The organism is Aurantiacibacter aquimixticola, from assembly GCF_003605475.1.
GTDB classification, from domain to species: domain Bacteria; phylum Pseudomonadota; class Alphaproteobacteria; order Sphingomonadales; family Sphingomonadaceae; genus Alteraurantiacibacter; species Alteraurantiacibacter aquimixticola_B.
In genome coordinates, this window is the sequence record NZ_RAHX01000001.1 from 676206 (window position 1) to 702411 (window position 26206).

A 26206-nucleotide genomic window follows, 5' to 3' on the forward strand; every position below is an offset into this window, starting at 1 on the left:
CGCCCATGATCCTCGTCATCGACAATTACGACAGCTTCACTTTCAACCTCGTCCACTACCTGATGGAGCTGGGCGCAAAGGTCGAGGTCGTGCGGAACGATGCGCTTTCGGCGTCGCAGGCGCTTGCGAAGGGCGCGAAGGGCATTCTCATTTCGCCCGGCCCCTGCACGCCGAACGAGGCCGGTGTTTCCCTCGATCTTGTGGCCGCCTGTGCCGACAGCGCGACGCCATTGCTCGGCGTTTGCTTGGGCCATCAGGCGATCGGCCAGCACTTCGGCGGAACCGTTGCCCGAGGCGGGCTGATGCATGGGAAGACGAGCCCGGTGGAGCATGACGGCACGGGCGTTTTCGTCGATCTGCCCTCCCCCTTTACCGCGACGCGCTATCACTCCTTGATCGTCGAGGACATTCCCGCGTGCCTGAAGGTCAACGCCACCAGCGAAACGCCGGGGCTGGATGGCAAGAGCGTCATGGGGTTCCGGCATGAGAGCCGGCCGATCCACGGCGTGCAATTCCATCCCGAGAGCATCGCTACCGAGCATGGCCACGCTCTGCTCGCCAATTTTCTCCGCATCTGCGGCATCGACGCGAAAGTCCCGGCATGAGCGACGTTCTTCCCCCAACCGACATTCCGCTGACCGAGAAGGATGCCGAGCGCGCCTTTGGCGACATGCTCGATGGCAAGCCCAGCGAGGAGGAAATCGCCCGTTTCCTTTCCGAATTGTCCGATCGCGGCGAACGAGCGGAGGAAATCGCCGGCGCCGCCTTCGCGATGCGCAAACGCTTGATCCCCATCGAAGCGCCGGAAAACGCCATCGACGTCTGCGGCACGGGTGGTGACGGGCACCACACGCTCAATGTCAGCACCGCCGTCTCGCTCGTCGTCGCGGCATGTGGTGTCCCGGTCGCAAAACACGGCAATCGCGCGGCGAGCAGCAAAGCGGGCGCGGCGGACACGCTGGAGGCGCTGGGCCTCGACATGGACGCGGTCGGACGCACCGCCGAGAAGACACTCGCCGAAATCGGCATCTGCTTTCTCTTCGCCAAGAACCATCACCCGGCGATGGCCCGCATCCAGCCCATCCGCCAGAAACTCGCCAAGCGCACGATCTTCAACCTGATGGGTCCGCTTTCGAACCCGGCGAAGGTGCGCCGCCAGCTCATCGGCATTGCGCGACCCGCTTACGTGCCGATCTATGCCGATGCGATGGCGCGGCTCGGCACGGAGCGCACGTTCATCGTATCTGGCGATGAGGGGCTGGACGAACTCAGCCTCGACGAGGGAAACGAAGTGGCCGACGTGCGGGGACGCGAAGTGCGCATGCGCCGCGTCGATGCCGGCGATGTCGGTCTGCCGCATGCGCCGGTCGAAGCGATCCGTGGGGACGATGCGGTTCACAATGCGAAAGCTCTCGAGGCGCTGCTGATGGGTGCGCCCGGCCCATATCGCGATGCGGTGCTGTTCAATGCTGCGGGCGCGCTGCTGGTGGCGGGCGAAGTCGATTGCTGGTCCGAAGGCGTCGAGGAAGCTGCCGAAGCCATCGACAAGGGCCTCGCCAAGGCGCTGCTCGAATGCTGGATAGCGGCTGCGAAGTGAACAAGCTGGAAGAAATCTGCGCCACCAAGCGCGAGGAAGTCCGCATCCGCAAGGGCGCAAAGACGCTAAACGATCTGGACCGCATTGCTGCCGATGCTTCCGCCCCCCGCGGTTTTCGCCGCGCGCTGGAGGAAAAGGCCGAAACCGGCTTCGCTCTCATTGCCGAAATCAAGAAAGCGAGCCCCAGTAAAGGCCTGATCCGGGCCGATTTCAGACCACGCCAGCACGCAATGGCCTATTCCGATGGCGGTGCAGCCTGCCTCTCCGTGCTGACGGACGCGCTGTATTTTCAAGGCCACGAAGATTACCTGATGGATGCGCGCGCCAGCTGCGGTTTGCCGGTGCTGCGCAAGGACTTCATGATCGATCCCTGGCAAATTGCCGAAAGCCGCGCCATCGGAGCCGACGCCATTCTCATCATTGTCGCCGCGCTAGACGATGCGCTGATGATCGAGATCGAGGCTGCTGCGATGGAACGCGGTATGGATGTGCTGGTCGAGGTGCATGACGAAGCCGAGCTGGAACGTGCTGCCAGGCACCTGAAATCGCGCCTGATCGGAGTGAACAATCGGGATCTGCGCACGTTCGAAACCGATCTCGCCACCACCGAACGTCTCGCCCCGCTGGTGCCGGTAGGAACATTGCTGGTCGGCGAAAGCGGCATCGATACCCATGCCGATTGCCAGCGGCTCGCCAAGGCCGGTGTGTGCACGTTCCTGGTGGGAGAAGGCCTAATGCGTCAGGACGATATCGAGGCCGCAACGCGCGCGCTGCTTCTCGGCTAGAGTTTTCTCACAACCTTTCGGCAATTGCTGCGTTCTTTCGATGCACGGCCAATCCCGGCCCGATCCAAGGAAGGGGAATGCGATGGGTATTTTCAGCAGCATCAAGAACGCCATTTTCGGCGACGACGACAAGGACGAAAAGAAGGCCGACGCGCCCAAGGCCGCGACTTCGGGCTTCAACCGCGAAACCAAGACCGTAAGCGAAGTCGATGTGGAACAGCGCCTCGACAACATGCCCGGTTCGGACAAGCTCAACTGGCGCACATCGATCGTCGACTTGATGAAACTGGTCGGCCTCGATCCCAGCTATCAGAACCGCAAGGAACTGGCACACGAACTGGGCGACAAGGATTATTCCGGCACCGCCGAAGAGAATATCTGGCTGCACAAGCAAGTCATGAACAAGCTGGCCGAACATGGCGGCCGCGTGCCGCCCAGCCTGCGGGACTGACGCGGGACTGTCCTACCATTCGGGCTTGTGGCAAGGGTTGGAAATGACCTTCGCGTTTGCCCCCCACGCAATGGAAAAGCGCCTCCCATGCCCCTTTGGCTCGGCGGGGCGCTTTTCTGTTTCAGGACACTGTCACACCTGTCACACCCTTGCAGAAAATGCATCACATGGCTGACCTCTCGCACCTCGATGCAAGCGGCGCGGCGCACATGGTCGATGTCGGCGGGAAGCCCGAAACGGCGCGCTCCGCGACGGCGACGGGCCGGATCGTGATGCTGGCCAACACGCGGGCCGCCCTGCGCGATGGCAGCGGCCCGAAGGGCGATGTGCTCAGCGTCGCCCGGATCGCAGGGATCATGGCGGCCAAGCGCACCGGGGAGCTCATCCCGCTCTGCCACCCCCTCGCGCTCGACGCTGTGAGCGTCGACTTCGCTTTCGAGGACGATGGCCTGCGTGTGACGTCCACAGCGTCCCTGACCGGTCGCACCGGTGTCGAAATGGAGGCGCTGACGGCAGCAACCGTCGCGCTGCTCACTGTCTACGACATGGCCAAGGCGTTGGAGAAGGGCATGGTGATCGAAGGTGTCCGCCTGCTCGCCAAGACCGGCGGCAAAAGCGGCGATTGGCACGCCGGGACGTGAGCCTGCTGCCTCTCGACGATGCACAGGCGCGGCTGCTGGACATGGCTGAACCGCTCAATTCCGAGAGCATGCCGGTAAGCGAGGCGAAGGGCCGCTATCTCGCAAAGCCGCTGGTGGCACAGCGGAGCCAGCCCGCCGCAGACCTCTCCGCCATGGATGGCTATGCAGTGGCCTCGGACGACCTTTCCGGTCCTTGGCGTGTGATCGGCGAAAGCAAGGGCGGCGCCCCCTTCACGGGATCGATCGCAGTTGGTGAGGCGGTTCGCATCTCGACCGGCGCACTCATCCCGGACGGCGGCGGAGCGGTGCTGATCCAGGAAGACGCCGAGCGCTACGATGACGACCTGCGCCTTTTGGATGACGGTAAGCCTACAGATCGCTACATCCGACGGGCAGGCTTCGACTTCGAAGATGGCGACATTCTGGTCGGCCCAGGCGAACGCCTTGGCCCCGCGCAAATCGCTTTGGCTACGGCGGCGGGGCATTCGCAGGTCGAAGTCGGCAAACTGCCGTCCCTTTGCGTAATCGATGCAGGCAACGAGCTCGTTGCCGATCCCGGCATGGCAGAGACGCACCAACTGCCCGCCAGTAACGGCGTCATGCTCGCCGCAATGAGCGCTCCCTTCGTCAGCCGGTGTGAGCGCATCGGGCCGGTCGCGGACCGTATGGACGCCCTGCTCGGAGCTTTCGCCATGGCTGAAAGCGCCGATGTCATCGTGACAAGCGGCGGAGCATCTGTTGGCGATCACGATCTCGTCCGACCCGCGCTGGAAGCGTGGGGCGCCGAGATCGACTTCCGGCGCGTGGCCATGCGCCCCGGCAAACCGCTGATGGTCGCGCAGAAGGGCTACCAGATCGTGCTCGGCCTGCCGGGAAATCCGGTGTCCGCTTACGTCACAGCGTTCCTGTTCCTTCTGCCGCTTCTGAGGCGCCTCGCCGGTGCCGGATCGCCGCTTCCGCACGCGCTTCACCTGCCCACCATCGTGCCGCTACCCGGCGGCGGAACGCGAACCGAGCTGTTGCGCGGTCGCATGGAGGCCGATGGCGTGCGCGCCTTCATGCAGCGCGACAGCAGCGCGCTCCGAACGCTCGCGCGCGCCAATGCCCTGATCCGCCGCGACGTAGATGCCGATGAAGCCATGCCTGGCGATATCATAACGGTATATCCGCTCCAATATGGCGGCAACGCTTGACTTGCGCGAATCTGTTTCATAATTGTTCCTTATTCGTTCCCGAAGTGGAACATTGCGGAAGGAACCGTTCCGATGCTCACGGCTAAGCAACACGAATTGCTGCTTTTCATCCATAGGCGGCTTGAGGAAACCGGCATCTCGCCCAGTTTCGAGGAAATGAAGGAAGCGCTCGACCTGCGCAGCAAGTCGGGCGTGCACCGTCTCATTTCAGCCCTGGAAGAGCGTGGTTTCATCCGCCGCCTCGCCAACCGCGCACGTGCACTCGAGGTTGTTAAGATGCCCGAAAGCGCGGTCGGGAACGATCCCGTTGCAAAGGCCACGACGCCGCCGGCGGGGCGTCCGGGTCCGGCGAACGATGTCGTCGAAATCCCCTTGCATGGTCGGATCGCCGCAGGCGTCCCCATTGAGGCGCTCGAGGACAGTCAGACGTTACCGGTGCCCGCAGCGTTGCTGGGATCGGGTGAGCATTATGCGCTGGAAGTCTCCGGCGATTCGATGATCGAAGCCGGCATTTTCGATGGCGACTTTGCCCTCGTGAAGAAGGCGGACACGGCCCGCGATGGCGACATCGTGGTCGCGCTCGTCAATGGCGAGGAAGCCACGCTGAAATACCTGTTTCACGATGGCGGGCAGATCCGGCTCGATCCGGCGAATGCCAGCTACGATCCGCAGGTCTACGCCGATAGTCAGGTAGAAGTTCAGGGCAAGCTGGCAGGATTGCTGCGCCGCTACCATTGATCTGAAACGCGCAGGGCGGCTGCGTCAATCGCGCCGCCCGCGCCACCAGCCATGGTCGCCCTCACGCTCCACGACTGTCGTGATCTTCGGCTCGTCGAGCACGATGGAAAGGCCGCCGGTCCGCTCCAGCATGCGTCTGTCCGCTTTCAGCCAGCGTGGCTCGCAGCTTCTTGGTAGCCATCGGTCCGACACGACGATGTCGGATCGCTCGCAAGCCGCCGCAAGCGCTCTCTCCGTAACGATATCGCGACTGCGGCTCATGAGGATGTGATATTCGCGTCCGCCTCGTTTCAGCGCTATGGTGCAGAAATCGCGGCTGCATCGGGCGCCGGGCCACTCGGTCATGGGAACAGGTTCGCCTTCCACGCCGGCGAGTTCCAGCAGATTGTCTTTAGTATAATTGCTGCGCGTGTCTCTCAGGACAAGCAGTCGCTCATCCTCTCCGGTCACGCCGACATGGCGTCCATCGCTGGAGATCAGTACGTCCGGGACAGGTGTGGCGAGCAGTAGCGCCGTAGCGAATGCCGCCGGTAGCAGTCCGAGCAGGCGCGCCGGCCCTCGCCATAGTGCTAGCCAAAGCCCGCCTGTGACAAAAAGCGCGATCGTGCCGAGCGTCATCTGCGGGAAAAGCTTGACCGCCCCAGGCTGCGCAGAGGTGAAATGCGCGATAGCGACGAGCGCATCGAGCGATTGGCCAGCCAGCCACCATGCCGGCATTCCGAGCCCGACGATGTCCAAGACAAGGGCAATTGCAATCAGCGGCATCGAAACGAAAGTAACAAGTGGAATCGCGATAACGTTCGCAAGCGCACCGTAAACGCCAGCCCGATGGAAATGGTAGAGCACGATCGGCATCAGCGCGATCTCGATGACGAAGCCCGTCACCAGCAACATCGTCGTCGCGCGCGCCATCCGCACCAGCCACGGCTCGTCGCGTGGCGCCATGAAGCGCTTGACCGGCGCCGCATTGCTCAGCGCCACGATGGCGATGACCGCGCTGAAACTCATTTGAAAACTGGGGCCGACCAGGCTTTCCGGCCAGACCAGCATGACCGCCATCGCGGCCACGGCCACCATCCGCATCGACAAAGGCTCACGACCCAAAGCCAAAGCAATCAATACCAGCACCGCGCCGATGCAACTGCGGACCGTTGGCACCTCCGCACCCGTCAGCAGCGTGTAGCCGATCCCCGCCAGCGCCGCGACACCCGCCGCCAGCACTGGCAGCCGCACGCGCAGCACCAGCCACGGCCAGAGCGCAAGCAGCTTTATAGCGAGCACGTATGCAGCCGCGATCACCGCGCTTACATGCAGCCCGCTGATCGACAGCAAATGGGTCAGGCCCGCATCGCGCATTGCGTCTTCGTCGGCTTCGCTGATGGCCCCGCGGTCTCCGCTGGCGAAGGCAGCGGCGATGTTGCCTGCCGAGCCATCGAGATTGGACCGAACATGCGCGGACAGGCGCCGCTGCAATTGCGCGATAAGACCCTCATCCCCCGCTCCGCTCGATAACACCTCGATTTCCCCCTGCACGCTGCCCGTCGCGGCAAGTCCATCGAACCACGCAGTACGAGCGAAATTGTAGCCGCCCGGAAGCATAGGGGGCGCGGGCGGCATCAGGCGAACCTGCGCGCGGACGACCGAGCCCTCGGCCATGTCCGACGTCGCGTTTTCCAAGGGGACGTTCACCCGGATCTTGTGCGCAGCGCCGGTTTCGGGATCACGTACCGCCATCACAAGGCGAACCCGGTCCTGCGACGGCTGCTCGATGCGCTCCAGTACCCGACCCTCGACCGTCTCGAAAACGGGCCGCTCGATCGCTTCTGCACCGACCAGGGACGAGCGTGCCCAGATCAACCCTATCCCGAATGCGAAAAGCAGCGAGACGACGGTGATCGCCATGACCAGCGCGGTTCTGTCCACGCGGCCTTTCCAGCGTGCATAGCTTCCCAGCGAAAGTAGCATGCCGAATGCGATGCCCGCTATCCAGGATGCCGCGTCCGGCAGGACGAACCACGCGCCGATACCGGATGCGAGCGCAACAGCCATCCACGGACCGCGATCGAACCCCGCGCGGCCGAGAAACGCCTCCGCCCCGTCCGCCATGCTGGACAAAGACATACGCTTTCGCCAAGGCGTCTGCCGCACCGCAGCATCGCCCTCGTCTTCCCCCAGCGGAACCAGTGGCGGCTGCCGCGTTGCCATGTTGATAGAGGACAGGAAACGGGCGCTTATGGCAAGTTCGGATGGCGGCAATGGCGGTGAAAAGCGGCAGGTGGTGACGCGCTTTGCGCCCAGCCCGACCGGTTTTCTGCACATCGGCAATGCTCGTACCGGCCTATTCAGCTGGCTGTACGCCCGGCACGAAGGCGGCAAGGCGCTGCTTCGTATCGAAGATACGGATAAGAAACGCTCTACCCAGGAAGCGATTGACGTCATTCTCGACGGGCTCGACTGGCTTGGCCTCGAGTTCGACGAGGAGCCTGTTTTCCAGAGCGAACGCGCGGAGCGTCACGCCGAGGTCGCCATGAAACTGGTGGAGGCGGGCAAGGCCTATAAATGCTTCGCGACGCCTGAAGAACTTGCGGAGATGCGCAATGCGCAGCGTGCCGCGAAGCAACCGATGCGCTATGACGGACGCTGGCGCGATCGCGATGCCTCGGAAGCGCCGGCCGACGCTCCCTTCACCGTGCGCATTAAGACCCCCGAGGGCGGCGAAACGGTGATCGAGGATGCGGTGCAAGGCCGCGTGAAGGTCGACAATCGCGAGATCGACGATTTCATCCTGCTGCGCGCCGACGGTACACCGACTTACATGCTCGCCGTCGTGGTGGACGACATGGACATGGGCTGCACGCACATCATCCGCGGCGACGACCATCTGAACAACGCCTTTCGCCAGATACAGGTCATCGATGCCATGCAGGGTATCGAAGATGGTTGGGACAGACCGACTTACGCGCATGTGCCACTCATCCACGGGAATGATGGTGCAAAGCTGTCGAAACGACACGGCGCCATGGGGGTCGATGCCTATCGCGATGAGCTCGGAATTCTGCCCGAAGCGCTCTTCAATTATCTGCTGCGCCTCGGATGGGGGCACGGCGACCAGGAAGAATTCAGCCGCGAGGAAGCCATCGCGCTTTTCGACATCGCGGATGTCGGCAAGGGACCGAGCCGTTTCGACATGAAGAAGCTGCTCAACATGAATGGGCATTATATCCGAGCGGCAGAAGATGAGCGGCTTGCGGCTCTTACGGTGAAGCGGATCGGCCCGGATGCGGACGAGGCGCTGTTGGCCGAAGCGATGCCGGTCTTGAAAACACGGGCGCGGGATTTGAACGAATTGGCCGATGGCGCGGCATTCCTCTTCAAGCAGCGCCCGCTGGAGATGACGGAAAAAGCTGCCGGATTGCTCGATGACGAGGCGCGAAGCCGCCTTTCGTCCATCTCGAACAGATTTGCGGCGGAAACAGACTGGACAATCGAGGCGCTGGAGGCCACTCTGAAGACCTATGCGGAGGAGTTGGACCTCGGTCTCGGCAAACTCGCGCAGCCGCTTCGCGCGGCGCTTACAGGGCAAACCACATCGCCCGGAATTTTCGACGTGCTCGTCCTCCTAGGCAGGGAGGAAAGCCTCGCGCGGATCGACGCGCAGGTGGCAGCCTGACGGCGGCCCGGGCGAACAGGACCATTTGAAGGAGACCCCTCTTGGCGGACAAGCAGGCAGATTTGGCAGTCGGCGGCGACAATTTCGATTTTCCGACGCTCGAAGGCAGCTGCGGGCCGGACGTCATCGACATCCGCAAGCTCTACGGCAAGACCGGGCGCTTTACCTTCGATCCCGGCTACAAATCGACCGCCAGCTGCGAAAGCGCGCTGACATTCATCGACGGTAATGAAGGCGTCCTGCTGCATCGCGGCTATCCGATTGGCCAGCTGGCAGAGCATTCCAGCTTCATGGAAGTCAGCTATCTGCTGCTGAATGGCGAGCTTCCCGGTCAGGATGAGCTCGACGACTTCACATTCACCATCACGCGCCACACGATGCTGCACGATCAGCTGCGCCAGTTCTATCAAGGCTTCCGCCGCGACGCGCATCCGATGGCGATCATGTGCGGCGTTGTCGGTGCCTTGAGCGCGTTCTATCACGACAGCACCGACATTTCCGATCCCGAGCATCGCAAGATCAGTTCGCACCGCCTGATTGCCAAGATGCCGACAATCGCCGCCTGGGCGTACAAATACGCTGTCGGCCAGCCTTTCATGCAGCCGCAGAACGATCTGAGCTACACGGGCAATTTTCTGCGCATGACGTTCGGCGTACCCGCCGAGGAATACGAGGTCATACCGGCTGTCGAGAAAGCGATGGACCGGATCTTCATCCTCCATGCCGATCACGAACAGAACGCATCGACATCCACCGTTCGGCTTGCCGGTTCATCTGGGGCGAACCCCTTCGCCTGCATCGCAGCCGGGATTGCCTGCCTTTGGGGTCCGGCGCATGGCGGTGCGAATGAAGCGGCCCTCAACATGCTGCGAGAGATCGGTACGCCCGACAAAATTCCGCATTACATCGAGCGCGCTAAGGACAAGAACGATCCGTTCCGCCTGATGGGTTTCGGCCACCGGGTGTACAAGAATTACGATCCGCGGGCGACGGTCATGCAGAAAACCGTGCGCGAGGTGTTCGATGCGCTTCAAGTCAAGGATCCGGTGTTCGAGACCGCTTTGCAACTGGAAGAGATCGCGCTGAACGATCCGTATTTCCAGGAAAAGAAGCTGTTCCCGAACGTCGATTTCTATTCCGGCATCATTCTTTCAGCGATCGGTTTCCCGACCACCATGTTCACCGCGCTTTTCGCCCTTGCCCGCACGGTTGGCTGGGTCGCGCAGTGGAACGAGATGATTTCCGATCCCGGCCAGGTGATCGGTCGCCCACGCCAGCTCTACACGGGCCCGACGCAGCGCGATTACGTGCCCGTCGACAAGCGCTAAGGCCCGTCAGGCGCTTGGATCGGACGGTAATTCGAGCGTGAAGCGGGCACCCTGCCCCTTCGCGCTCTCGACCGTCAGACTGCCGTCCATCGCTTCGGCCAATCGGCGCGAAATGTAGAGGCCCAGGCCCGAACCGCCGTCGCCCTGACGGCCCAGACGTTCGAATTTGGCGAATGCCCGCTTTTGCTCTTCCTCGCTCAAACCCTCGCCTTCATCGGCGACGGTAATGCGAGCCTTTCCATCGACCGTCCTAGCCGCGATCGTCACGGTCGCGCCTTCGGGCGAATATCGCACGGCATTGCCGACGAGGTTCAGCAGGACCTGCAATGTGCGGCGAAACTCTCCGATCGCAGGCGCGCTTGCGCCGTCAGCCGGTGAGACAAGCGTTATGCGCCGCTCTTTCGCTCGTACACCCAATATGCCGGCTGCGCGGCGAGCGACATCGGCCAGATCGATCTGGTCGGGCGCGGGGGCGAAGTCCTGATCGTCGACGACTTCCAGCGTGGTCAGATCGTCAATCAGCGCCAACAGATGCTCGCCCGCCGAAGCTATGTCTGCCGCGTAATTGCTATATTCATCGGCCAGCGGACCGGCCAGCTGAGTGCGGATCGTTTCGGCATTCGCGATGATCCGGCTTACCGGCTTGCGCAGGACAGGCGCGATTTCGCGGCCGATGCCGGCTAGCCGCTCACGCCTCATGCCGGGTTCGTTTCGTTGATGGGCAAGCGGACGATCCGGAACAAGATAGAGTTCGAATCCGGTGCGGCCTGCCGGAAGGGGCAGAAGCTGCGCCACCCAGTCGCGATCCGATCCTTCGACCTGAATTTTCGCGCCATCCAGCAAGCGCCAGTGTAGCGGTTGCCGCTGCGCATCTCCCTCTGGTCGAGCGAAATCCGTCCACGGCTTGCCTGCTCCCGCCATCATCGCCTCGCCGAGTGCATCCAAATCGGGCGCAACCCAGTCGACCGTGATCAGGGACTGGTCATTATCGAGCCGTGCCGTCAATCCAGCCAGGTGCCTGACGAGCGCGACACGCCCATCCCTGCCCGCATCTGCGACGTCGGAGTTGTCCAGCGCGTCCCATGCGCTGATATTGATGACCGTCCCCACTTTTCCCGGAACGACTTCGGCCCACGCGCTGATCTGTTCGAGAGTGTCCTGCGCCCTGATTGCTCGAGACATGCGCTTGCCACTGGCGCGAGCTCTCCTCACGAGATCGAGCAAGGCCGGGGTGACGATCGGACCTGGTATTTCTCCACCAGCCCGCTGGTGGAACGCGGCGAGCGGCTCCTCGGCCTCGATCAAGCGATCTTGCGCATCCGTTCGCGCCCGCGCCGTGATGAGCTTCCCCTCCGACACGGCGTTAGCCAGCCTCGCCGATGTTCATGTATGCACGATCCGGGTGAAGCAAGTTGAGCTGCTCCAATGCGTCGTCGCTCGAAAGACCAGCGCTCTCCAGCAGAGCCAACAATTGCGTAGTCTGGCTATCAGCCATGGCAAATAGCACTTCTTCTCGCGAGGTATCGGTCGCAATGGCGAGCGCCGAGGCGAAGAGCGATACACCGGCATTGCGGAGATCGAGATAGGCCAATGCCTCGGTGTCTAGGGTTTCGGCGATTTCGGCCAAGATTTGCAGACGCGAAAGCGGCACTGCATCATCTTCGTCAGCGGACTCATGGCCATCGCTCGCAACCAAGTCGTAGGGTACTTCGGCTATCGCAATCGTCATCGCCCGCTGCTCTCGAACAAATTGCCGTTGGGCCAGAAGAGCATCGCTGGCGGCCGCAGCGATGTTGTCGTCAGTCATTGCCGCCCGTTCCGTCAGAAGCGGCGGCGTTTCACTATCGATATGAGATCCCTCCCGAAGTCGCTCTATGAGCTGTCCTTCGAAGGCCATGGCATGCAGGAAATCGTGAAGTCCGGCTCTCCATTCCAGTTCCGAAGCTTCGCTGATAAGTGACGCCTTCATGCCCGCCACTCTGGCGACCAGTTCGTCATTGCATAAAGAGCGGTCCGGCATTGAGGCGAGGTCGCGCACGGCAGAACGCGACGCTGCCAGCGTGGTTACGCTCGCATTCGACGCATTGATGGCGTCATCGTGCAGTTGGTCTCCTGATGTGCGACGCTCGCTCATGCGGGGTTCTTACTCGATCAGCGTTAATTCGGCGTTATCCGCGTTTTATCGCGCCGACAGCCACATTCGCCAGAAGCGCACATGCGCCGACGGCGATGATGGACGTTTCGGGTGCAATAATTGTCGAGAGCAGAGCCAGGAAGCCAGCCATGACCCCGCGATCACGAAGCGGAGCGAATGGCTGCGGCAGGCGGTCACGGTCAAGCAGTAGCAAGCTCGCAGCGAGCACCAGAGGCGGAAAAAATGTGCGATGGGCGAGACTGTCAATGACAAGAACGCCTGTAACGAAAAGCGCGATATCGCTCAGATAGCGCAGCTTGGGAAGGCGCGCGATCTTCCCGAATGGGGCGACCGCAAGGCGCGACAGGGCGAGAAAGGCTTCACCCACCGGCACACCGAGAGCGATAAGCGCAAACGCCAAGATCGGCATTTCTAACCATGCCGCTGCGACGCCGCCAGCGGTGAGCAATCCGAAGAGCGTGCCGCTAATAAATCGACTTCCACGGCGCTGCACGAGCCAGACGCCAGCTTTGGCGATCAGTTCCCGGGCCAGCCAGCGAGATGGCATTGTCGGTACCGCCGCCGGCAAATGCGTGCGGAACCAAGTCCCCTCTCGTAGTCGCGCCATTTCTCCATCGGCAATGACCGACCAGCGCCCGTCATTGAGCAGATCGTCCGCCAGGCGCGCCTCAGGCAGACGCTGCTGCAAGGCGATGCGCAAGAGCGCCGCGTGCGGGGCCGCATCCTCTGGCAACGCCGTCAGGCGGCCAAGCGCATTGCCTGGGATGGTAAGAACTCCCGCCCAGGCGCGATCAAGATCAATGCGCTCGAAACCTCCGGCGACGCCCGGTCCGGCGGATAGGATAAGAACGCGCTGCCCTTCCGCCTGGATCAGTTCGAGCCCTTGCCGCGCCTCCGGAAGTAAGTCCGGCTGCAGCACCAGAAGAGTGTCTCCGCTGCCGATCGATCCGGCAAGCGCATGCGCGCTCGTAATCGACTGATATCGCAGACCATATCGTTCCGCCGCGTGGCGCAGGGCGATCGCAGTCGGGGAGCCGCCGCCGCCAAATGCGATAATCGCCTCGCAGCCAGCCTCACGCGCGAAGAGCAGCTGGCGTTCCGCGATAGTTTTACCTGCGATTTCAGGCACGCTGCCGTCTTCCAGCACATCCAAGATAATGAGCGCGGCCCGCAATGCGTCCTCCAGGCGAAACGTCTATGCCGCGACGGTAGAGCCGCGCCATCACCCTGCCAAGCGTGACGTTCAGCCTGTCGGAATGAAGCGATCACGCAAGTTTACGAGCTTGTGGAGAACAGCCGGGTCTCCGGGCGCGCCTTCGATCGCTTCTTCGGCGAGCTTCACAAGCTCTCCGATATGGAAGCTGGCTCCGAGCCCCTTCAGCCGCTCTGCCGCGACCTGCCAGTTCGCATCGCACCGGGCGCGGCTCAACAAATCGATTTGGTTGAGCAGACTATCGGTAAATGCGGCGCGCAAATCCGCCAGTATCGCCGGATCGTCTCCGGCGGCGGCGGACAGTGCCATCTCGAAATCACCCCTCGCATAAGCCATGGCGGTCTTCGTGGCGGACAACGCGTTAAGACGGGGTTTCATGGCGATGGGCCTGTGATAATGTCCTGCCATGACACGCCGTCGCAATTTCGTGCCCTCGCAGGACGAGGCCAACGAGCCCATCGAACCCACTTTCGGCCGCGATGACGAGCACGCGGAAGAGGGTCTGGAGGAGGAAACCCTCGTCGAGACCTTTGACGAGGACGAGGTCTTTTTTGAGGAGGAGGAGCCTGTCCGACGTAGGGCGGCGTGGTTTGTGCCGACCTTGGCGGTGCTCGCGATTTCCGCGTGGTCCGCATTTTTCCTCTGGGTGCATCACGGTGACATGCTGTCCGGCGCGTCTGCGCAGCAATGGAGCCAATGGATCGCGACATGGTCGATGCCCGCTCTGCTCGTCATTGGTCTTTGGCTTTTGGCGATGCGCACCAGTCGGCGCGAAGCATCGCGGTTCAATGACGTTGCCAGGATGCTCTCGATGGAATCGGCACAGCTCGAAACGCGCCTCAAGGTCGTAAACCGCGAACTGAGCCTTGCGCGCGATTTCATCGCTTCGCAATCGCGCGATCTGGAGTCGCTCGGCCGTGTGGCGGCGGAGCGACTTTCGACCAATGCCGATCGGCTGCACGAGCTTATCCGGGACAATGGCGAGCGGGTAGAGACGCTCGGCACGGTGAGCGACAATGCCGTTTCGAATATGGAGCATCTGCGCGACCAGCTGCCTGTTCTTTCGAGCGCGGCACGGGATATGAGCAATCAGATCGGCAATGCCGGGAATGTCGCTCACAGTCAGATCGAGGCCATGGTCGATGGTTTCGACAAGCTCAATCAGTTCGGCGAAGCGGGCGAACGACATGTCGAGCGCATCGGCCAGAAGGTCACCGCCACGCTCTCTGCCTTCGATGCACAGGTCAGCGCACTCGGCGAGAGCACGCAGGCGCGCTTTGGCAAATTGCTCGAAGTCAGCGAGCGGTTCCGGACCGAGCTGGTCGACTCGGAAGAGACGGCGCTTGCCGCAATACAGGAGCGTGCCGATCAGCTCGCCGACGCGTTGGCTGCGCGCGACGCCGCCCAGCGCGAAAGCGAAGATACGGCTCTGACCGCGATGCGCGAACGGCTCGCAGTTTTGACAAGCGAAGGCGAGCAATTGCTGGCCGATATGGGAGCGGGTCGAGAGGAAGCGGTTGCCGCTTGGGAAACAGCGGTTGCCGCCCTCCAAAGCCGAATGACCGACGCGATCGCAGAAATCGCGCGAGTGGACGAAAGCTCGCTCCACAGCGCTCGCACACGCCTTGCCGCTCTGTCGCAAGAAGCGGCGCAGGTCGATGATCGAATCGCCGGCAGTCTTGCCGCCTTCGATGCCGATATGGCACGCCGGCGTGAAGACGCGATTGCTGCACAGGATGAGGAGGTCGCCGCATTCGAACAGCGGCTTGCCGGGCTCGACGGACGCTTGATCGAGCGCCGCGAGAATTACGAATCCCTCGTCGCACAGCTGACCGAGCGTAGTGAAGGGCTTGCCCATCGTGTGTCCGCAATCGACGCAGACATTCAGCGCCTTGCTGCGCAGGGCACCACGACCCGCGAAGAGCTGGACGACACGGCGGCTGTGTTTAGCGAGCGACTGGAAAGAAGCCGAGCTTTGCTGGACGACAGTAGTTCGGCGATCGCCGGGCTTACGGACGATAGTGTGCGGCTTCTCGAAATTATCCGGTCAAGCGCGGATCACTCGCAGGGCGCCCTGTCGGACGCCGTCGGCCAGGCCGAAACACGCTTGCAGAGTTTCGGCGAGGAGTCGCGCAGGCTGCACGATCTGATCGAAACCGCCAGCTCCCATGGGCAGACACTCGCCGAGCATCTTACTGTCGCCCAGGAGCGTGGGGCGGCATCGATCGGCGTCCTGCAGTCGATGGAAGAGCACTTGCTGACTGTAGCTACCGAAAGCGATCGCTTGGCCGAACGCACCGGGCGGGAATTGCGTGAAGCGCTGGATGCGCTGAGCGGCGCCAATTCCGAGGCTCTGCAATCGTTGCGGGAGGATCAGCGCGAAGTGCTCGACGAGATTGCCGGGCGCATCGCGGAGCAAAGCCGCGAGCGGGTCGCCGATGCTATCCGTGTCAATGCAGCCGAAGCTATCGCCGAACTGGAAGAGGCTGTTGCGCAAACCGTGGAGCGTGGTCGCGAGACGACGACGGCATTGCGGGAAGAACTTGCCTCGGTGAATGATCTTGCCGGCAGCCTGGAGCAGCGCGTCGCCTATGCGCGGGAGCGAGCGGAAGAGCAGGTCGACAGCGATTTCACCAAGCGCATGGCATTGATTACCGAAGCGCTCAATTCATCTTCGATCGATATCGCCAAGGCGTTCGACACCGAGGTTTCCGATACGCAATGGGCAAATTACCTGCGCGGAGATCGCGGCATTTTCACGCGCCGTGCAGTCAGGCTGCTCAACCGGCAGGAGGCGCGCAGCGTCATCGAGGTCTACGGCGAGGACTTCGAATTTCGCGAGACGGTCAATCGCTACATCCACGATTTCGAGGCAATGCTTCGGGAAGTGCTCGCGACGCGCGACGGGAACGCCATCGCGGTAACGCTGCTTTCGAGTGACATGGGCAAGCTTTACGTGGCACTCGCGCAAGCCATCGACAGGCTTCGCAGTTAGCTGGTCGGCGTTTCGTAACCAGCCGGGGTGCCGAAGATATTGATATCGTCGACCGTGATCCAGCCCTGCACGTAATTCGCTATATACACGGCACATAGCACCGCCGCGACGAACGTGGCGCGGATAGCCACTCTTCCCGGCTTGAAATTGGCTGGTGCGCTATCGGCCTGACCCGGCACTTTTTTCGCGCCGACTTCGTCCGCGGTCTGAATGCCGAATGGCAGCAGCAGGAATGCGCTCATGACCCAGAACAGCGCATAGATTGCGATGACGGACGTGATCTCCATCGGCGTCTATGATGCTCCGCAGGTAATAACGCGCGTTTGCGGCTTTTTGCCCGACCAGCGGTGCGCAGCTCGACGAGCGGCCAGCCTGGCCGCCTCGTGGATCGCCTCAGGATCGTCCCGCCTGCCTTTCCGCAGCCGGACGAGCGCCTTCACGACATCGGCCTTCGCCTCTTCCACGAAGTCCGAATAGTCCTCGTCGAGCGGCAGGCCGATACCATCGATCTGCACGCCGCCTTCTCTATCGAGGATAACGATCAGCATGCCATCGCGCGACAACCGCCGCCGCATGGTGACCGCATCGCCATTCGCCGGAACGATGATATCCCCGTCGAGCACGAGGCGGCCCGTATGGATCTCGGCGAGCTTTTCCGGCGCGCCAGGCGCGAGGCGGATGATGTCGCCATTCTTCTGCACGACATTGTGCGCAATGCCATTCGCACTGCCGAGGCGAGCCTGTTCCTGCATGTGTCGCATCTCTCCATGCACTGGGACGAGTATCTCAGGCCGCAGCCAGCCATAGAGCGCCTCGAGCTCCGGCCGCCCGGGATGTCCAGAGACATGGATTTCGCTTTGACGATCGGTCACCATGACGACGCCCCGCTCGGACAACATGTTTTGCACACGCCCAATGGAGAGCTCGTTGCCCGGAATCTGGCGGCTGGAGAAAAGGACGACGTCGCCCTCATCAAGAGAGAGTGGGTGGTTGCCCTCGGCGATCCGACTGAGCGCCGCCCGAGGTTCACCCTGCCCTCCAGTAGCAAGGATCATCACATTGCCGCGCGGCAATTGCATCGCCGCATCCCAGTTCACCGTCGGCGGAAAGTCGGCGAGGTAGCCATTGGCCTTCGCAACTTCGATGATGCGGTCCAGTGAACGCCCGGCGACGCACAATTCGCGGCCTGTCTCGCGTGCAACATCGCCCAGCGTCTGCAATCGGGCGACGTTCGACGCAAAGGTGGTAACGAGCACGCGCTTGCCCGCGTGTTTCTGCACCTCTTCCAGCAGCCCGCGATGGACTGCACCCTCGCTACCCGAAGGTACCGGGTTGAAGACGTTCGTGGAGTCGCAAACAAGCGCCAGAACGCCCTCATCGCCGATCTCCGCCAGCTCCTCCTCGGTAGCAGGCTCGCCGATGATCGGCTCGTCATCCAGCTTCCAGTCCCCGGTGTGGAAAATCCGGCCGTGCGGCGTGTCGATGAGCAGCGCATTACCCTCGGCAATCGAGTGCGCGAGGGGGATATAGGTGACGTTGAAAGCGCCGATGTCGAAGCTGCCGTGATCCTCGTCGATCACATTCAATTCAATCCGGTCCGTCAAGCCTGCCTCATCCAACTTCCGCCGGATAAGGTCTGCGGTGAAGGGCGTGGCGTAGAGCGGTACATCCAGTTCTGCCGCGAAATAGGGGATCGCGCCGATATGATCCTCATGCGCGTGCGTCAGGACGATCGCCAGCAGATCGTCAGCGCGCTCCTCGATAAACTCGGGGTCGGCGAACATCAGTTCCGTTCCCGGATACTCATTGGCGCCGAAACTCATGCCGAGATCGACCATGAGCCATTTGCCCTGACAGCCATAGAGATTGACGTTCATGCCGATCTCCCCGCTGCCGCCAAGCGCGAGGAAAAGCAGTTCGTCCTGCGGGGTGTAATCCTTTTTCATGACGCTCCTGCGCGGTCTGCCAGCAATTGCAGGCCGCGGATGGTGAGATCGGCATCGACGATATCGAAGATGTCGGTTTTCTCGTCGAACAATATGGCCAGACCGCCGGTCGCGACGACTTTCACCGGACGGCCGATCTGCGATTTCATGCGGCCAATCAGCCCTTCCATCATGGCGACATAGCCCCAGAAGACGCCGATCAGCATCTGGTCTTCGGTATTACGCCCGATGACGCTTTCGGTTTCTGGCGCGGCGATTGCAATTCTCGGTAGCTTTGCGGTTTTGCCGACCAGGGCATCCAGCGAAAGATTGATGCCGGGCGCGATAATGCCGCCCTTATATGCGCCATTGTAATCAACCGCTTCGAATTTCGTCGCCGTTCCAAAATCCACGACGATCAGGTCTCCACCCCAAAACCGGTGCGCCGCAATGCAATTGAGCGCTCGGTCCGCGCCGAGCGTATTGGGTTGCTCTACATCGATCTCGAAGTCCCAGGCGGCGTCGCCCTGCCCGGCAATCAGCGGTTCGATGCCGAAATACTTGGTCGCAAGGACGGTGAGATTGTGATCCGCGCGCGGCACGACGCTAGCGAATATGATGCGACTAACGGCGCTTCTCTCGATCCCCTCGATGGCAAGCAGTTGGAGCAGCCATGTCGCATACTCATCCCCAGTTCGGCGACCATCCGTGGCAATACGCCAGCGCGCGCGGATGTCCGCTCCATCGAAAAGAGCGAAAACGACATTGGTATTGCCCACATCGATTGCCAGCAGCATTGATCAGTCCTCCTCGCTCTCACGCCAGCCAAGCATCACGTCGCCAGCGTGTAGCACACGTTCGGCGGACCCTTGCGGTGCAATCCGCAATGCGCCGGTATGGTCGATGCCACGATAATTGCCTGATAGTCTTTCGCCAGTCGGGTCGGTGACGCGCAGCTGGTCATCGTAACGATGGCTCCGCACCGCCCACTCCAGCAGCGTGTGCGATAATGGCTGCTGGCGCCATGCCGCCAGACGTGCGGCAAAGCGGTCTTCGAGAAGGTCGAGAACCGATTCCGGTCCGTTCGCAAATTTTCCGTTTTCGTACCCGATATGCGTTGTCTTGCGCCCGAGAATCTCAGGCGAGTACGACACGTTGATACCGATCCCGACGCACACGTGATTGCCTTGCCGCTCAAGCAGGACCCCGGCAATTTTCGCCTCCCGGACAAGTACGTCGTTGGGCCATTTCAACATTACAGATGTGCGCGGGAGCAGACTTCGTTCGACCGTATCGAACACGGCAAGCCCCGCGACGAAGGCCAGTGTCGATGCCACCGCGTCGCTTGGCTTGAGATGCACCGGCGTGCTGCAGTGAAGATTGCCCTGGATGCTTTCCCATTCGCGCGCCAGACGACCACGCCCTGCCGTCTGCCGCTCCGCCATCAGCCAGAAGCCTTCGGGCGGCGGGAAATCTCCTGCCAGTCGCGCAAGCAGGTCAGCGTTGGTGCTACCCGTCTCGGATACGACTTCGCGCAAACGCGCAGCCTAGACGGGCAGCATCATCGATGCCGCCGCGCGATCAGCGATGTCGTTTAGCCACGGCGTGAGCAGGTAACCTAGCGGTGACACCAGCACGCCGCAAACCAATAGCAGCGCCCAATGAGCTTTATCGCCCTCACCCTTCACGGTGTCGGCAGGCGCATCGAAGTACATGATCTTGACGATCTTGATGTAGTAGAACGCACCGATGACACTCGCAGCGATTCCAATGGCGGCGAGCGCCAGAAGGTCGGCCTGCACGGCAGCCTGAAATACAACGAACTTGCCGTAGAAGCCCCAGAGCGGTGGAATTCCGGCAAGGCTGAACATTAGAAACGCCAAAACCAACGCAAGAGCCGGGCGCGTGGTCGAAAGGCCAGCCAGGTCGGAAATGCTTTCGAGCTGCCGCCCTTCGGCATCCCGCATCAGCAGGACAGCAACAAAGCTGCCCACCGTCATCACCGTGTAGATCGCCAGATAGACCAGAAGCGCACTCGCGCCGGTCGGGGTCGCAGCGGCAAGGCCGATGAGTATGAAGCCGACATTGTTGATCGAGGAATAGGCGAGCAGGCGCTTTACGTTCTCCTGCCCGATCGCTCCCAACGCGCCAATTACGATGGAGAGCAGCGCGGCAGCAATCACCACCTGTCGCCATGCATCGACCTGCGTGCCGAAGGCTTCCATGCTCACCCGCGCCAGCAGCGCTACGGCCGCAACTTTGGGAGCACTTGCGAAGAACATGGTCACCGGCGTCGGCGCGCCTTGATAAACGTCCGGCGTCCACATGTGGAACGGCGCGGCGCTGATCTTGAAGGCGAGACCCGCCAGCACGAAGATCAAACCGAACAACATGCCGGTGTTCATGCCGCCCGCAACCGCGGTGGCTATCCCGGCGAAATCGGTCGTGCCGGTGAAGCCGTATGTCAGGCTCATGCCGAAGAGCAGGATACCCGATGCGAGCGCACCCAGGACGAAATATTTCAAACCGGCCTCGGCCGAGCGGTCGTCATCGCGCAACATCGCTGCCAGCACGTAAGCCGCCAGCGAATTGAGTTCGAGGCCCATATACAGCGTCAGCATGTCGCTGGCCGACACCATCACGCTCATGCCCAATGTCGCGAACAGGACGAGGACCGGAAATTCCGTCTTCAGCTTGCCTATGCGTTCAAAAAAGCCCGGGGCGACCATCAGCGTTGCGATAGCGCCGCCATAGATCATTAACTTCGCGAGGCTGGCGAAGGCATCGGCGCGGAACAGGCCGTTGAAGGCCAACGTGTCCGCGCCGCCTTCGCCGCGCCAGACGATGGGTGCCGCCATCACAAAGGCTGCACCAAGCGCAGTCGCGGTTGCGATGCTGGTGACACGCGCCCACTTGTCCCCGCCATATGCCGCCAAGAGGACGAGGGCGAGACCTACCGCCGTCAGCAGCAATTCGGGCGCGGTCAGGATGAAGTCGGTCGAGATATCCATCACTCGGCGTCCTTCGCCTGCGCCAGCGCAAGCTGCGCATCACTATCGGGAGCCGCTTCGGCGAGGCGCTGATCGAGCAGCGCGATGTCGGCACGCATGGGGGCGAGGAAGCTTTCGGGATAGACACCCATCCAAAGCACCGCAGCGGCGATCGGCCCAAGAAGCAGATATTCGCGCGCCGTCAGATCCGGCATCGCCGCCGCGTCTTCGTTGACCTGCGTTCCAAAGGCCACGCGGCGGTAGAGATAAAGCATGTAGGCAGCGCCCAGAATGATACCGGTGGTGCAGACAAAGGCGACCCAGCTATTGATCTGATAGATGCCAGCCAGTGCGAGGAATTCGCCGATGAAATTGCTCGTCCCCGGAAGGCCGATGCTGGCCATGGTGAACAGCAGGAACAGCGTGGCGTAAGCGGGCATGTTGATGCTCAGCCCGCCGTAGCGCGCGATTTCACGCGTATGCAGCCGATCGTAAATCACGCCGACGCAAAGGAACAGCGCGCCCGAGACCAACCCGTGCCCGAGCATGATCATCATCGCGCCTTCCAGCCCCTGCACATTGAAGGCGAACAGGCCGACGGTAACGATGGCCATGTGCGCAACCGAGGAATAGGCGATCAGCTTCTTCATGTCGTGCTGGACGAGGGCGATCAGGCTGGTGACGACCACCGCGACCATGGAGAGGCCCCAGACCAGCCAGACGAATTGCGCGCTCGCGTCGGGGAACATCGGCAGGCTGAAACGGATGAACCCGTACCCACCCAGCTTCAGCAGCACACCGGCGAGGATGACGGACCCGGCCGTCGGTGCCTGGACGTGCGCATCGGGCAACCATGTATGGACCGGCCACATCGGCATTTTCACCGCGAAGCTGGCGAAGAATGCGAGCCACAGCCAGGTCTGCGCCCCGGCCGCGAAGTCGAATTCCATCAGGTACGGGATGTACGTGGTCTGCGCCGCATTCGCCATCCACAGCATGGCGATCAGCATCAGCACGGAGCCAAGCAGCGTGTAGAGAAAGAACTTGTAACTCGCATAGATGCGATTGTCGCCGCCCCATACGCCGATGATCAGATACATCGGGATGAGTCCGGCTTCGAAGAAGATGTAGAACAGGAACAGGTCCTGAGCAGCGAAAACGCCGATCATCAGCACTTCCATGAGCAGGAAGGCGGCCATGTATTCACCGACGCGCTTGTTGATCGCACTCCAGCTCGCACCGATGCAGATCGGCATGAGGAACACGCTGAGCATGATCAGCATGAGCGCAATGCCATCGATCCCAAGAGCATAGGCAAAGCCAGCGAAGATGTCGTGGTATTCCTGGAACTGCCACTGCGCGCCACCGATGTCGTAAGTCAGCCAAAGCACCACGCCGAGCGCGAGATTGACCAGCGTGGCGACCAGCGCGACCATACGGGCCGGCGCGGCATCGAGGAACAGGCATACGATGGCTGCGACGAAAGGCACCGCCAGCATGACGGACAGGATCGGGAAGCCATCCATCAGAACAGGACCCATGTGACGGCGGCGACAAGACCGATAAGCATGATCAGGGCGTAACTTGTAAGGTAGCCGGACTGGAAACGCTTCGCGAGGCCGCTACCCTGCAGCACGACCCATGCCGCGCCATTCGGCCCGAAGCGGTCGATCGTGCCCTCGTCGCCGCGTTTCCAGAAAAAGCGGCCGAGCCAGAAGGCGGGCTTCACGAAGATCGCGTTGTAGAGCTCGTCGAAGAGCCATTTGCGATGCACGAATGTGTAGATCGGGCCGAGCTGCTTGACGGTCTCGCCTGGCACACTCGTGTTGCGGATGTAGGCATACCAGGCACCGATGAAGCCGATCACCATCACGATGAGTGCGGCGTATTTCACCAGATAGGGCACCTCGGTCATCGCCTGCATCAATGCCGGATCGAACGCGAGGGAATCGTTCCAGAACGCTGCTTCCTTGAGGAAGGCGTCATGGAAGATCTGCCCGGCGAAGATCGCGCCGATGCTGAGTACGCCGAGCGGCACGAGCATCGTCCACGGGCTTTCATGTGGGTGGTAGCCGCCCGTGCCTTCGGCATGGCTCGCGGCGGGGACCGCATGGTCGTGCAACTCGCCTGCGTCTTCCTGGCGTGGCGGATTGTGCTCGTCCGGCTCGTCATGGCCGTGATGCACGGCGTGCTGGATATGCTCGCTCTCGGCCCAGCGCGGCTTGCCCCAGAACGTGAGGAACATCAGGCGCCAGCTGTAGAAGCTCGTTAGAAGAGCCGCCACCGTCCCGAGCCAGAAGGCCGAATCCGCGAAGGGCGTGCCTGCAGCATAAGCGACCTCAAGGATCGCATCCTTCGACCAGAACCCCGCAAAACCGGCCTGCAGGTGATAGATGCCGACCCCGGTAATGGCCAGCGTACCGATCAGCATCGCCCAGAAAGTGACCGGAATCTCTTTCCGCAGCCCGCCATAATAGCGCATGTCCTGCTCATGATGCATGGCGTGGATGACACTGCCGGCACCGAGGAACAGCAGCGCCTTAAAGAAGGCGTGTGTGAATAGGTGGAACATCGCCGCGCCATACGCCCCGACGCCAGCAGCGAAGAACATGTAGCCGAGCTGCGAGCAGGTCGAATAGGCGATAACGCGCTTGATGTCCCACTGCGTCGTCCCAATGGTCGCGGCAAAGAAGCAAGTAGCAGCTCCGATCACGGTCACGAAGGTCAGCGCAGCCGGTGCGGCCTCGAACATGGGTGACAGGCGGCAGATCATGAAAACGCCCGCGGTCACCATCGTGGCAGCGTGGATCAGCGCGGATACGGGCGTCGGCCCTTCCATCGCGTCGGGCAGCCAGGTGTGCAGGCCAAGCTGCGCGGACTTGCCCATCGCGCCGACGAACAGCAACAGGCACAGCACCGTCATCGTATCGGCGCGCATGCCGAGGAAGCCGATCGTGCTCGCCCCTTCCATCGCTGGCGCCATTTCCAGTATTTCAGGAATGCTCGTCGTGTTGAACACCAGAAAAGTGCCGAAAATGCCGAGCATGAAGCCAAGGTCGCCCACGCGGTTCACCACGAAAGCCTTGATCGCGGCGGCGTTGGCGCTCGGCTTGCGGAACCAGAAGCCGATCAGGAGGTAGCTGGCAAGGCCGACGCCTTCCCACCCGAAGAACATCTGGACGAGGTTGTCCGCCGTCACCAGCATCAGCATGGCGAAGGTGAAAAGCGAGAGGTAGGCGAAGAAGCGGCTCTGATCCGGGTCCTCGTCCATATAGCCCCAGCTATAGAGGTGGACGAGCGCGGAGACGGTGTTGATCACCACCAGCATAACGGCAGTAAGCGTATCGACCCGCAGCGCCCAGTCGAAGGTCATGTCGCCCGACTGCACCCATTTGAGGACGGGGACGACAGTGGCTTCGGCATCTCCACCGAGGAAGCTCAGGAAGATCTGCCAGCTCAGGGCCGCAGCCAAGAAGAGCGTGCCCGTGGTCAGCACCTTGGCGGCGAAATGCCCGATGACACGCCCGCCCAGCCCGGCGACAATGGCCGCCAGCAAGGGTGCGAAAACGATGATGAGGATGGAGGTTTCCAAGGGTCAGCCCTTCATCCGGTTGACATCGTCCACCGCGATCGTGCCGCGCGAACGGAAATAGATGACGAGAATGGCAAGCCCGATGGCCGCCTCGCCCGCCGCGACGGTCAGGACGAACATCGCGAAAACCTGTCCGGTAAGATCGCCAAGAAAGGCGCTGAACGCCACCAGATTGATATTCACAGCCAGCAGGATGAGCTCGATCGCCATCAGCACAACGATGATGTTCTTGCGGTTGAGAAAGATGCCCAGCACGCCCAGCACGAACAGGATGGAGCTGACGATAACATAATGCTCGATGCCGATCATATCTCGACCCCCTGGCCCACGGTCGGCTGCTTCATCACGGTCGCATCTTCGGGACGACGATTGACCTGCTTGCCGATATTCTGCTGCCCCCGCTCGGAGCGCTTGCCGCGGTGGGTCAGCACGATCGCACCGATCATGGCGACGAGCAGTATAAGGCCGGCGATCTCGAACAGCAGCACGTAGGGGCCGTAGATCAGCGCGCCGAGGCTCTCGGTGTTGCTCGCCCCGGCCATCGGCGCGGCATCGCCGAGCGGCGTGCCGAGCGTGAGCGAACCGGCGCGGTAGGCGCCGATGCCCAAGACCAGCTCCGCCAGCAAGACGGCCGCAATGGCTACCCCGAGCGGCGCGTTCTTCATGAAACCGGCGCGCAATTCGGCGAAATCGATGTTGAGCATCATCACGACGAACAGGAACAGCACCGCAACAGCGCCGACATAGACGACGATCAGCAGCATCGCGAGGAACTCCGCCCCGACAAGCACCATCAGCCCCGCCGCGTTGAAGAAGGCGAGGATGAGCCATAGTACGGAATGCACCGGGTTGCGCGCAAAGATCGTCATCGCCCCGCTGGCGATAACGAATGCAGCAAACATGTAGAATGCAAAGACGGTCAAAGCTGGCCCC

Annotated in this window: 24 protein-coding genes; 10 read left to right on the plus strand and 14 right to left on the minus strand. The window is 61.9% G+C overall.

All coding sequences use genetic code 11. The features are described 5' to 3' along the window. Positions 1–5 precede the first annotated feature (5 nt). The 7 genes from D6201_RS03500 (at position 6) to lexA (ending at position 5405) form a co-directional block, all read left to right on the plus strand. On the plus strand, positions 6–605 hold the full coding sequence (locus D6201_RS03500; protein ID WP_120047547.1) for an anthranilate synthase component II: 600 nt from the start codon (positions 6–8) through the stop codon (positions 603–605). Continuing rightward, a complete protein-coding gene (trpD, locus tag D6201_RS03505; protein WP_120047549.1) occupies positions 602–1597 on the plus strand; it encodes an anthranilate phosphoribosyltransferase in 996 nt (331 codons plus the stop codon). Before D6201_RS03500 ends, trpD begins: the two co-directional genes overlap by 4 nt. After that, a complete protein-coding gene (gene trpC, locus D6201_RS03510) occupies positions 1573–2382 on the plus strand; it encodes an indole-3-glycerol phosphate synthase TrpC (protein WP_120049172.1) in 810 nt (269 codons plus the stop codon). Before trpD ends, trpC begins: the two co-directional genes overlap by 25 nt. 82 nt (positions 2383–2464) lie before the next feature. Continuing rightward, entirely contained in the window at positions 2465–2833 is a 369-nt protein-coding gene (locus D6201_RS03515; RefSeq protein ID WP_120047551.1) for a DUF3597 domain-containing protein, read from the plus strand. A gap of 167 nt (positions 2834–3000) precedes the next feature. After that, complete coding sequence (moaC, locus tag D6201_RS03520; RefSeq protein ID WP_120047553.1) at positions 3001–3474, plus strand: cyclic pyranopterin monophosphate synthase MoaC; 474 nt, start codon at positions 3001–3003, stop codon at positions 3472–3474. Beyond that, positions 3471–4667 (plus strand): molybdopterin molybdotransferase MoeA, encoded by a 1197-nt coding sequence (locus tag D6201_RS03525; RefSeq protein WP_242447409.1) that lies wholly within the window; start codon positions 3471–3473, stop codon positions 4665–4667. The genes moaC and D6201_RS03525 overlap by 4 nt, the downstream gene beginning before the upstream one ends. Before the next feature lie 72 nt (positions 4668–4739). Then, a complete protein-coding gene (gene lexA, locus D6201_RS03530) occupies positions 4740–5405 on the plus strand; it encodes a transcriptional repressor LexA (protein WP_120047555.1) in 666 nt (221 codons plus the stop codon). A gap of 24 nt (positions 5406–5429) precedes the next feature. Here lexA and D6201_RS03535 read toward each other — a convergent pair whose 3' ends face one another. Then, on the minus strand, positions 5430–7610 hold the full coding sequence (locus tag D6201_RS03535; RefSeq protein ID WP_120047557.1) for a ComEC/Rec2 family competence protein: 2181 nt from the start codon (positions 7608–7610) through the stop codon (positions 5430–5432). Positions 7611–7638: 28 nt separating this feature from the next. On the opposite strand from D6201_RS03535, the gene gltX reads away from it, so the two are divergent. After that, positions 7639–9075 carry a glutamate--tRNA ligase gene (gltX, locus tag D6201_RS03540; protein ID WP_120047559.1) on the plus strand — a complete coding sequence of 479 codons (1437 nt, stop codon included), beginning with the start codon at positions 7639–7641 and terminating at the stop codon, positions 9073–9075. Between the two features lie 41 nt (positions 9076–9116). Continuing rightward, positions 9117–10403 carry a citrate synthase gene (locus D6201_RS03545; RefSeq protein WP_120047561.1) on the plus strand — a complete coding sequence of 429 codons (1287 nt, stop codon included), beginning with the start codon at positions 9117–9119 and terminating at the stop codon, positions 10401–10403. Between the two features lie 6 nt (positions 10404–10409). Here D6201_RS03545 and D6201_RS03550 read toward each other — a convergent pair whose 3' ends face one another. The 4 genes from D6201_RS03550 to D6201_RS03565 all read right to left on the minus strand — a co-directional run bounded on the left by D6201_RS03550 (position 10410) and on the right by D6201_RS03565 (position 14107). Beyond that, entirely contained in the window at positions 10410–11762 is a 1353-nt protein-coding gene (locus D6201_RS03550) for a sensor histidine kinase (protein WP_120047563.1), read from the minus strand. Positions 11763–11766: 4 nt separating this feature from the next. Continuing rightward, complete coding sequence (locus D6201_RS03555; protein ID WP_120047566.1) at positions 11767–12537, minus strand: hypothetical protein; 771 nt, start codon at positions 12535–12537, stop codon at positions 11767–11769. Between the two features lie 34 nt (positions 12538–12571). After that, positions 12572–13732 carry a hypothetical protein gene (locus tag D6201_RS03560; RefSeq protein WP_133303931.1) on the minus strand — a complete coding sequence of 387 codons (1161 nt, stop codon included), beginning with the start codon at positions 13730–13732 and terminating at the stop codon, positions 12572–12574. A gap of 69 nt (positions 13733–13801) precedes the next feature. Beyond that, positions 13802–14107, minus strand: coding sequence for an Hpt domain-containing protein (locus tag D6201_RS03565; protein ID WP_120049174.1), 306 nt, complete (start codon positions 14105–14107; stop codon positions 13802–13804). A 70-nt stretch (positions 14108–14177) separates the two neighbouring features. On the opposite strand from D6201_RS03565, the gene D6201_RS03570 reads away from it, so the two are divergent. After that, entirely contained in the window at positions 14178–16766 is a 2589-nt protein-coding gene (locus tag D6201_RS03570) for an ATPase (RefSeq protein WP_120047570.1), read from the plus strand. Here the strand turns inward: D6201_RS03570 and D6201_RS03575 are convergent. From D6201_RS03575 to D6201_RS03615, 9 genes are read right to left on the minus strand one after another with little or no spacing between them, the layout of a single operon-like run. Then, the gene (locus D6201_RS03575; protein ID WP_120047572.1) at positions 16763–17053 is read right to left on the minus strand and encodes a DUF1467 family protein; all 291 of its coding nucleotides are present in this window, start codon (positions 17051–17053) and stop codon (positions 16763–16765) included. The two genes, D6201_RS03570 and D6201_RS03575, sit on opposite strands and share 4 nt — an antisense overlap. 6 nt (positions 17054–17059) lie before the next feature. Beyond that, on the minus strand, positions 17060–18712 hold the full coding sequence (locus tag D6201_RS03580; RefSeq protein WP_120047574.1) for a ribonuclease J: 1653 nt from the start codon (positions 18710–18712) through the stop codon (positions 17060–17062). Next, complete coding sequence (locus D6201_RS03585; RefSeq protein ID WP_120047576.1) at positions 18709–19488, minus strand: type III pantothenate kinase; 780 nt, start codon at positions 19486–19488, stop codon at positions 18709–18711. The genes D6201_RS03580 and D6201_RS03585 overlap by 4 nt, the downstream gene beginning before the upstream one ends. 3 nt (positions 19489–19491) lie before the next feature. Then, a complete protein-coding gene (locus tag D6201_RS03590; protein ID WP_120047577.1) occupies positions 19492–20229 on the minus strand; it encodes a biotin--[acetyl-CoA-carboxylase] ligase in 738 nt (245 codons plus the stop codon). Positions 20230–20238: 9 nt separating this feature from the next. Then, positions 20239–21702: an NADH-quinone oxidoreductase subunit NuoN gene (gene nuoN, locus D6201_RS03595; protein ID WP_120047578.1), complete on the minus strand. Its 1464-nt coding sequence runs from the start codon at positions 21700–21702 to the stop codon at positions 20239–20241. Next, a complete protein-coding gene (locus D6201_RS03600; protein ID WP_120047579.1) occupies positions 21702–23207 on the minus strand; it encodes an NADH-quinone oxidoreductase subunit M in 1506 nt (501 codons plus the stop codon). Before D6201_RS03600 ends, nuoN begins: the two co-directional genes overlap by 1 nt. Beyond that, positions 23207–25273 carry an NADH-quinone oxidoreductase subunit L gene (gene nuoL / locus D6201_RS03605; protein WP_120047580.1) on the minus strand — a complete coding sequence of 689 codons (2067 nt, stop codon included), beginning with the start codon at positions 25271–25273 and terminating at the stop codon, positions 23207–23209. Before nuoL ends, D6201_RS03600 begins: the two co-directional genes overlap by 1 nt. A 3-nt stretch (positions 25274–25276) precedes the next feature. Beyond that, a complete protein-coding gene (nuoK, locus tag D6201_RS03610) occupies positions 25277–25582 on the minus strand; it encodes an NADH-quinone oxidoreductase subunit NuoK (protein ID WP_120047581.1) in 306 nt (101 codons plus the stop codon). Beyond that, on the minus strand, positions 25579–26196 hold the full coding sequence (locus D6201_RS03615) for an NADH-quinone oxidoreductase subunit J (protein WP_277949474.1): 618 nt from the start codon (positions 26194–26196) through the stop codon (positions 25579–25581). Before D6201_RS03615 ends, nuoK begins: the two co-directional genes overlap by 4 nt. Positions 26197–26206: the final 10 nt, after the last annotated feature.

What these genes read in the sequence shown, in the direction of transcription:
- D6201_RS03500 (WP_120047547.1), top strand. Translation starts at nt 6, where the DNA reads ATGATCCTCGTCATCGACAATTACGACAGCTTCACTTTCAACCTCGTC.
- trpD (WP_120047549.1), top strand. Translation starts at nt 602, where the DNA reads ATGAGCGACGTTCTTCCCCCAACCGACATTCCGCTGACCGAGAAGGAT.
- trpC (WP_120049172.1), top strand. Translation starts at nt 1,573, where the DNA reads ATGCTGGATAGCGGCTGCGAAGTGAACAAGCTGGAAGAAATCTGCGCC.
- D6201_RS03515 (WP_120047551.1), top strand. Translation starts at nt 2,465, where the DNA reads ATGGGTATTTTCAGCAGCATCAAGAACGCCATTTTCGGCGACGACGAC.
- moaC (WP_120047553.1), top strand. Translation starts at nt 3,001, where the DNA reads ATGGCTGACCTCTCGCACCTCGATGCAAGCGGCGCGGCGCACATGGTC.
- lexA (WP_120047555.1), top strand. Translation starts at nt 4,740, where the DNA reads ATGCTCACGGCTAAGCAACACGAATTGCTGCTTTTCATCCATAGGCGG.
- D6201_RS03535 (WP_120047557.1), bottom strand. Translation starts at nt 7,610, where the DNA reads ATGGCAACGCGGCAGCCGCCACTGGTTCCGCTGGGGGAAGACGAGGGC.
- gltX (WP_120047559.1), top strand. Translation starts at nt 7,639, where the DNA reads ATGGCAAGTTCGGATGGCGGCAATGGCGGTGAAAAGCGGCAGGTGGTG.
- D6201_RS03555 (WP_120047566.1), bottom strand. Translation starts at nt 12,537, where the DNA reads ATGAGCGAGCGTCGCACATCAGGAGACCAACTGCACGATGACGCCATC.
- D6201_RS03565 (WP_120049174.1), bottom strand. Translation starts at nt 14,107, where the DNA reads ATGGCTTATGCGAGGGGTGATTTCGAGATGGCACTGTCCGCCGCCGCC.
- D6201_RS03570 (WP_120047570.1), top strand. Translation starts at nt 14,178, where the DNA reads ATGACACGCCGTCGCAATTTCGTGCCCTCGCAGGACGAGGCCAACGAG.
- D6201_RS03575 (WP_120047572.1), bottom strand. Translation starts at nt 17,053, where the DNA reads ATGGAGATCACGTCCGTCATCGCAATCTATGCGCTGTTCTGGGTCATG.
- D6201_RS03580 (WP_120047574.1), bottom strand. Translation starts at nt 18,712, where the DNA reads ATGAAAAAGGATTACACCCCGCAGGACGAACTGCTTTTCCTCGCGCTT.
- D6201_RS03585 (WP_120047576.1), bottom strand. Translation starts at nt 19,488, where the DNA reads ATGCTGCTGGCAATCGATGTGGGCAATACCAATGTCGTTTTCGCTCTT.
- nuoN (WP_120047578.1), bottom strand. Translation starts at nt 21,702, where the DNA reads ATGGATATCTCGACCGACTTCATCCTGACCGCGCCCGAATTGCTGCTG.
- D6201_RS03600 (WP_120047579.1), bottom strand. Translation starts at nt 23,207, where the DNA reads ATGGATGGCTTCCCGATCCTGTCCGTCATGCTGGCGGTGCCTTTCGTC.
- nuoK (WP_120047581.1), bottom strand. Translation starts at nt 25,582, where the DNA reads ATGATCGGCATCGAGCATTATGTTATCGTCAGCTCCATCCTGTTCGTG.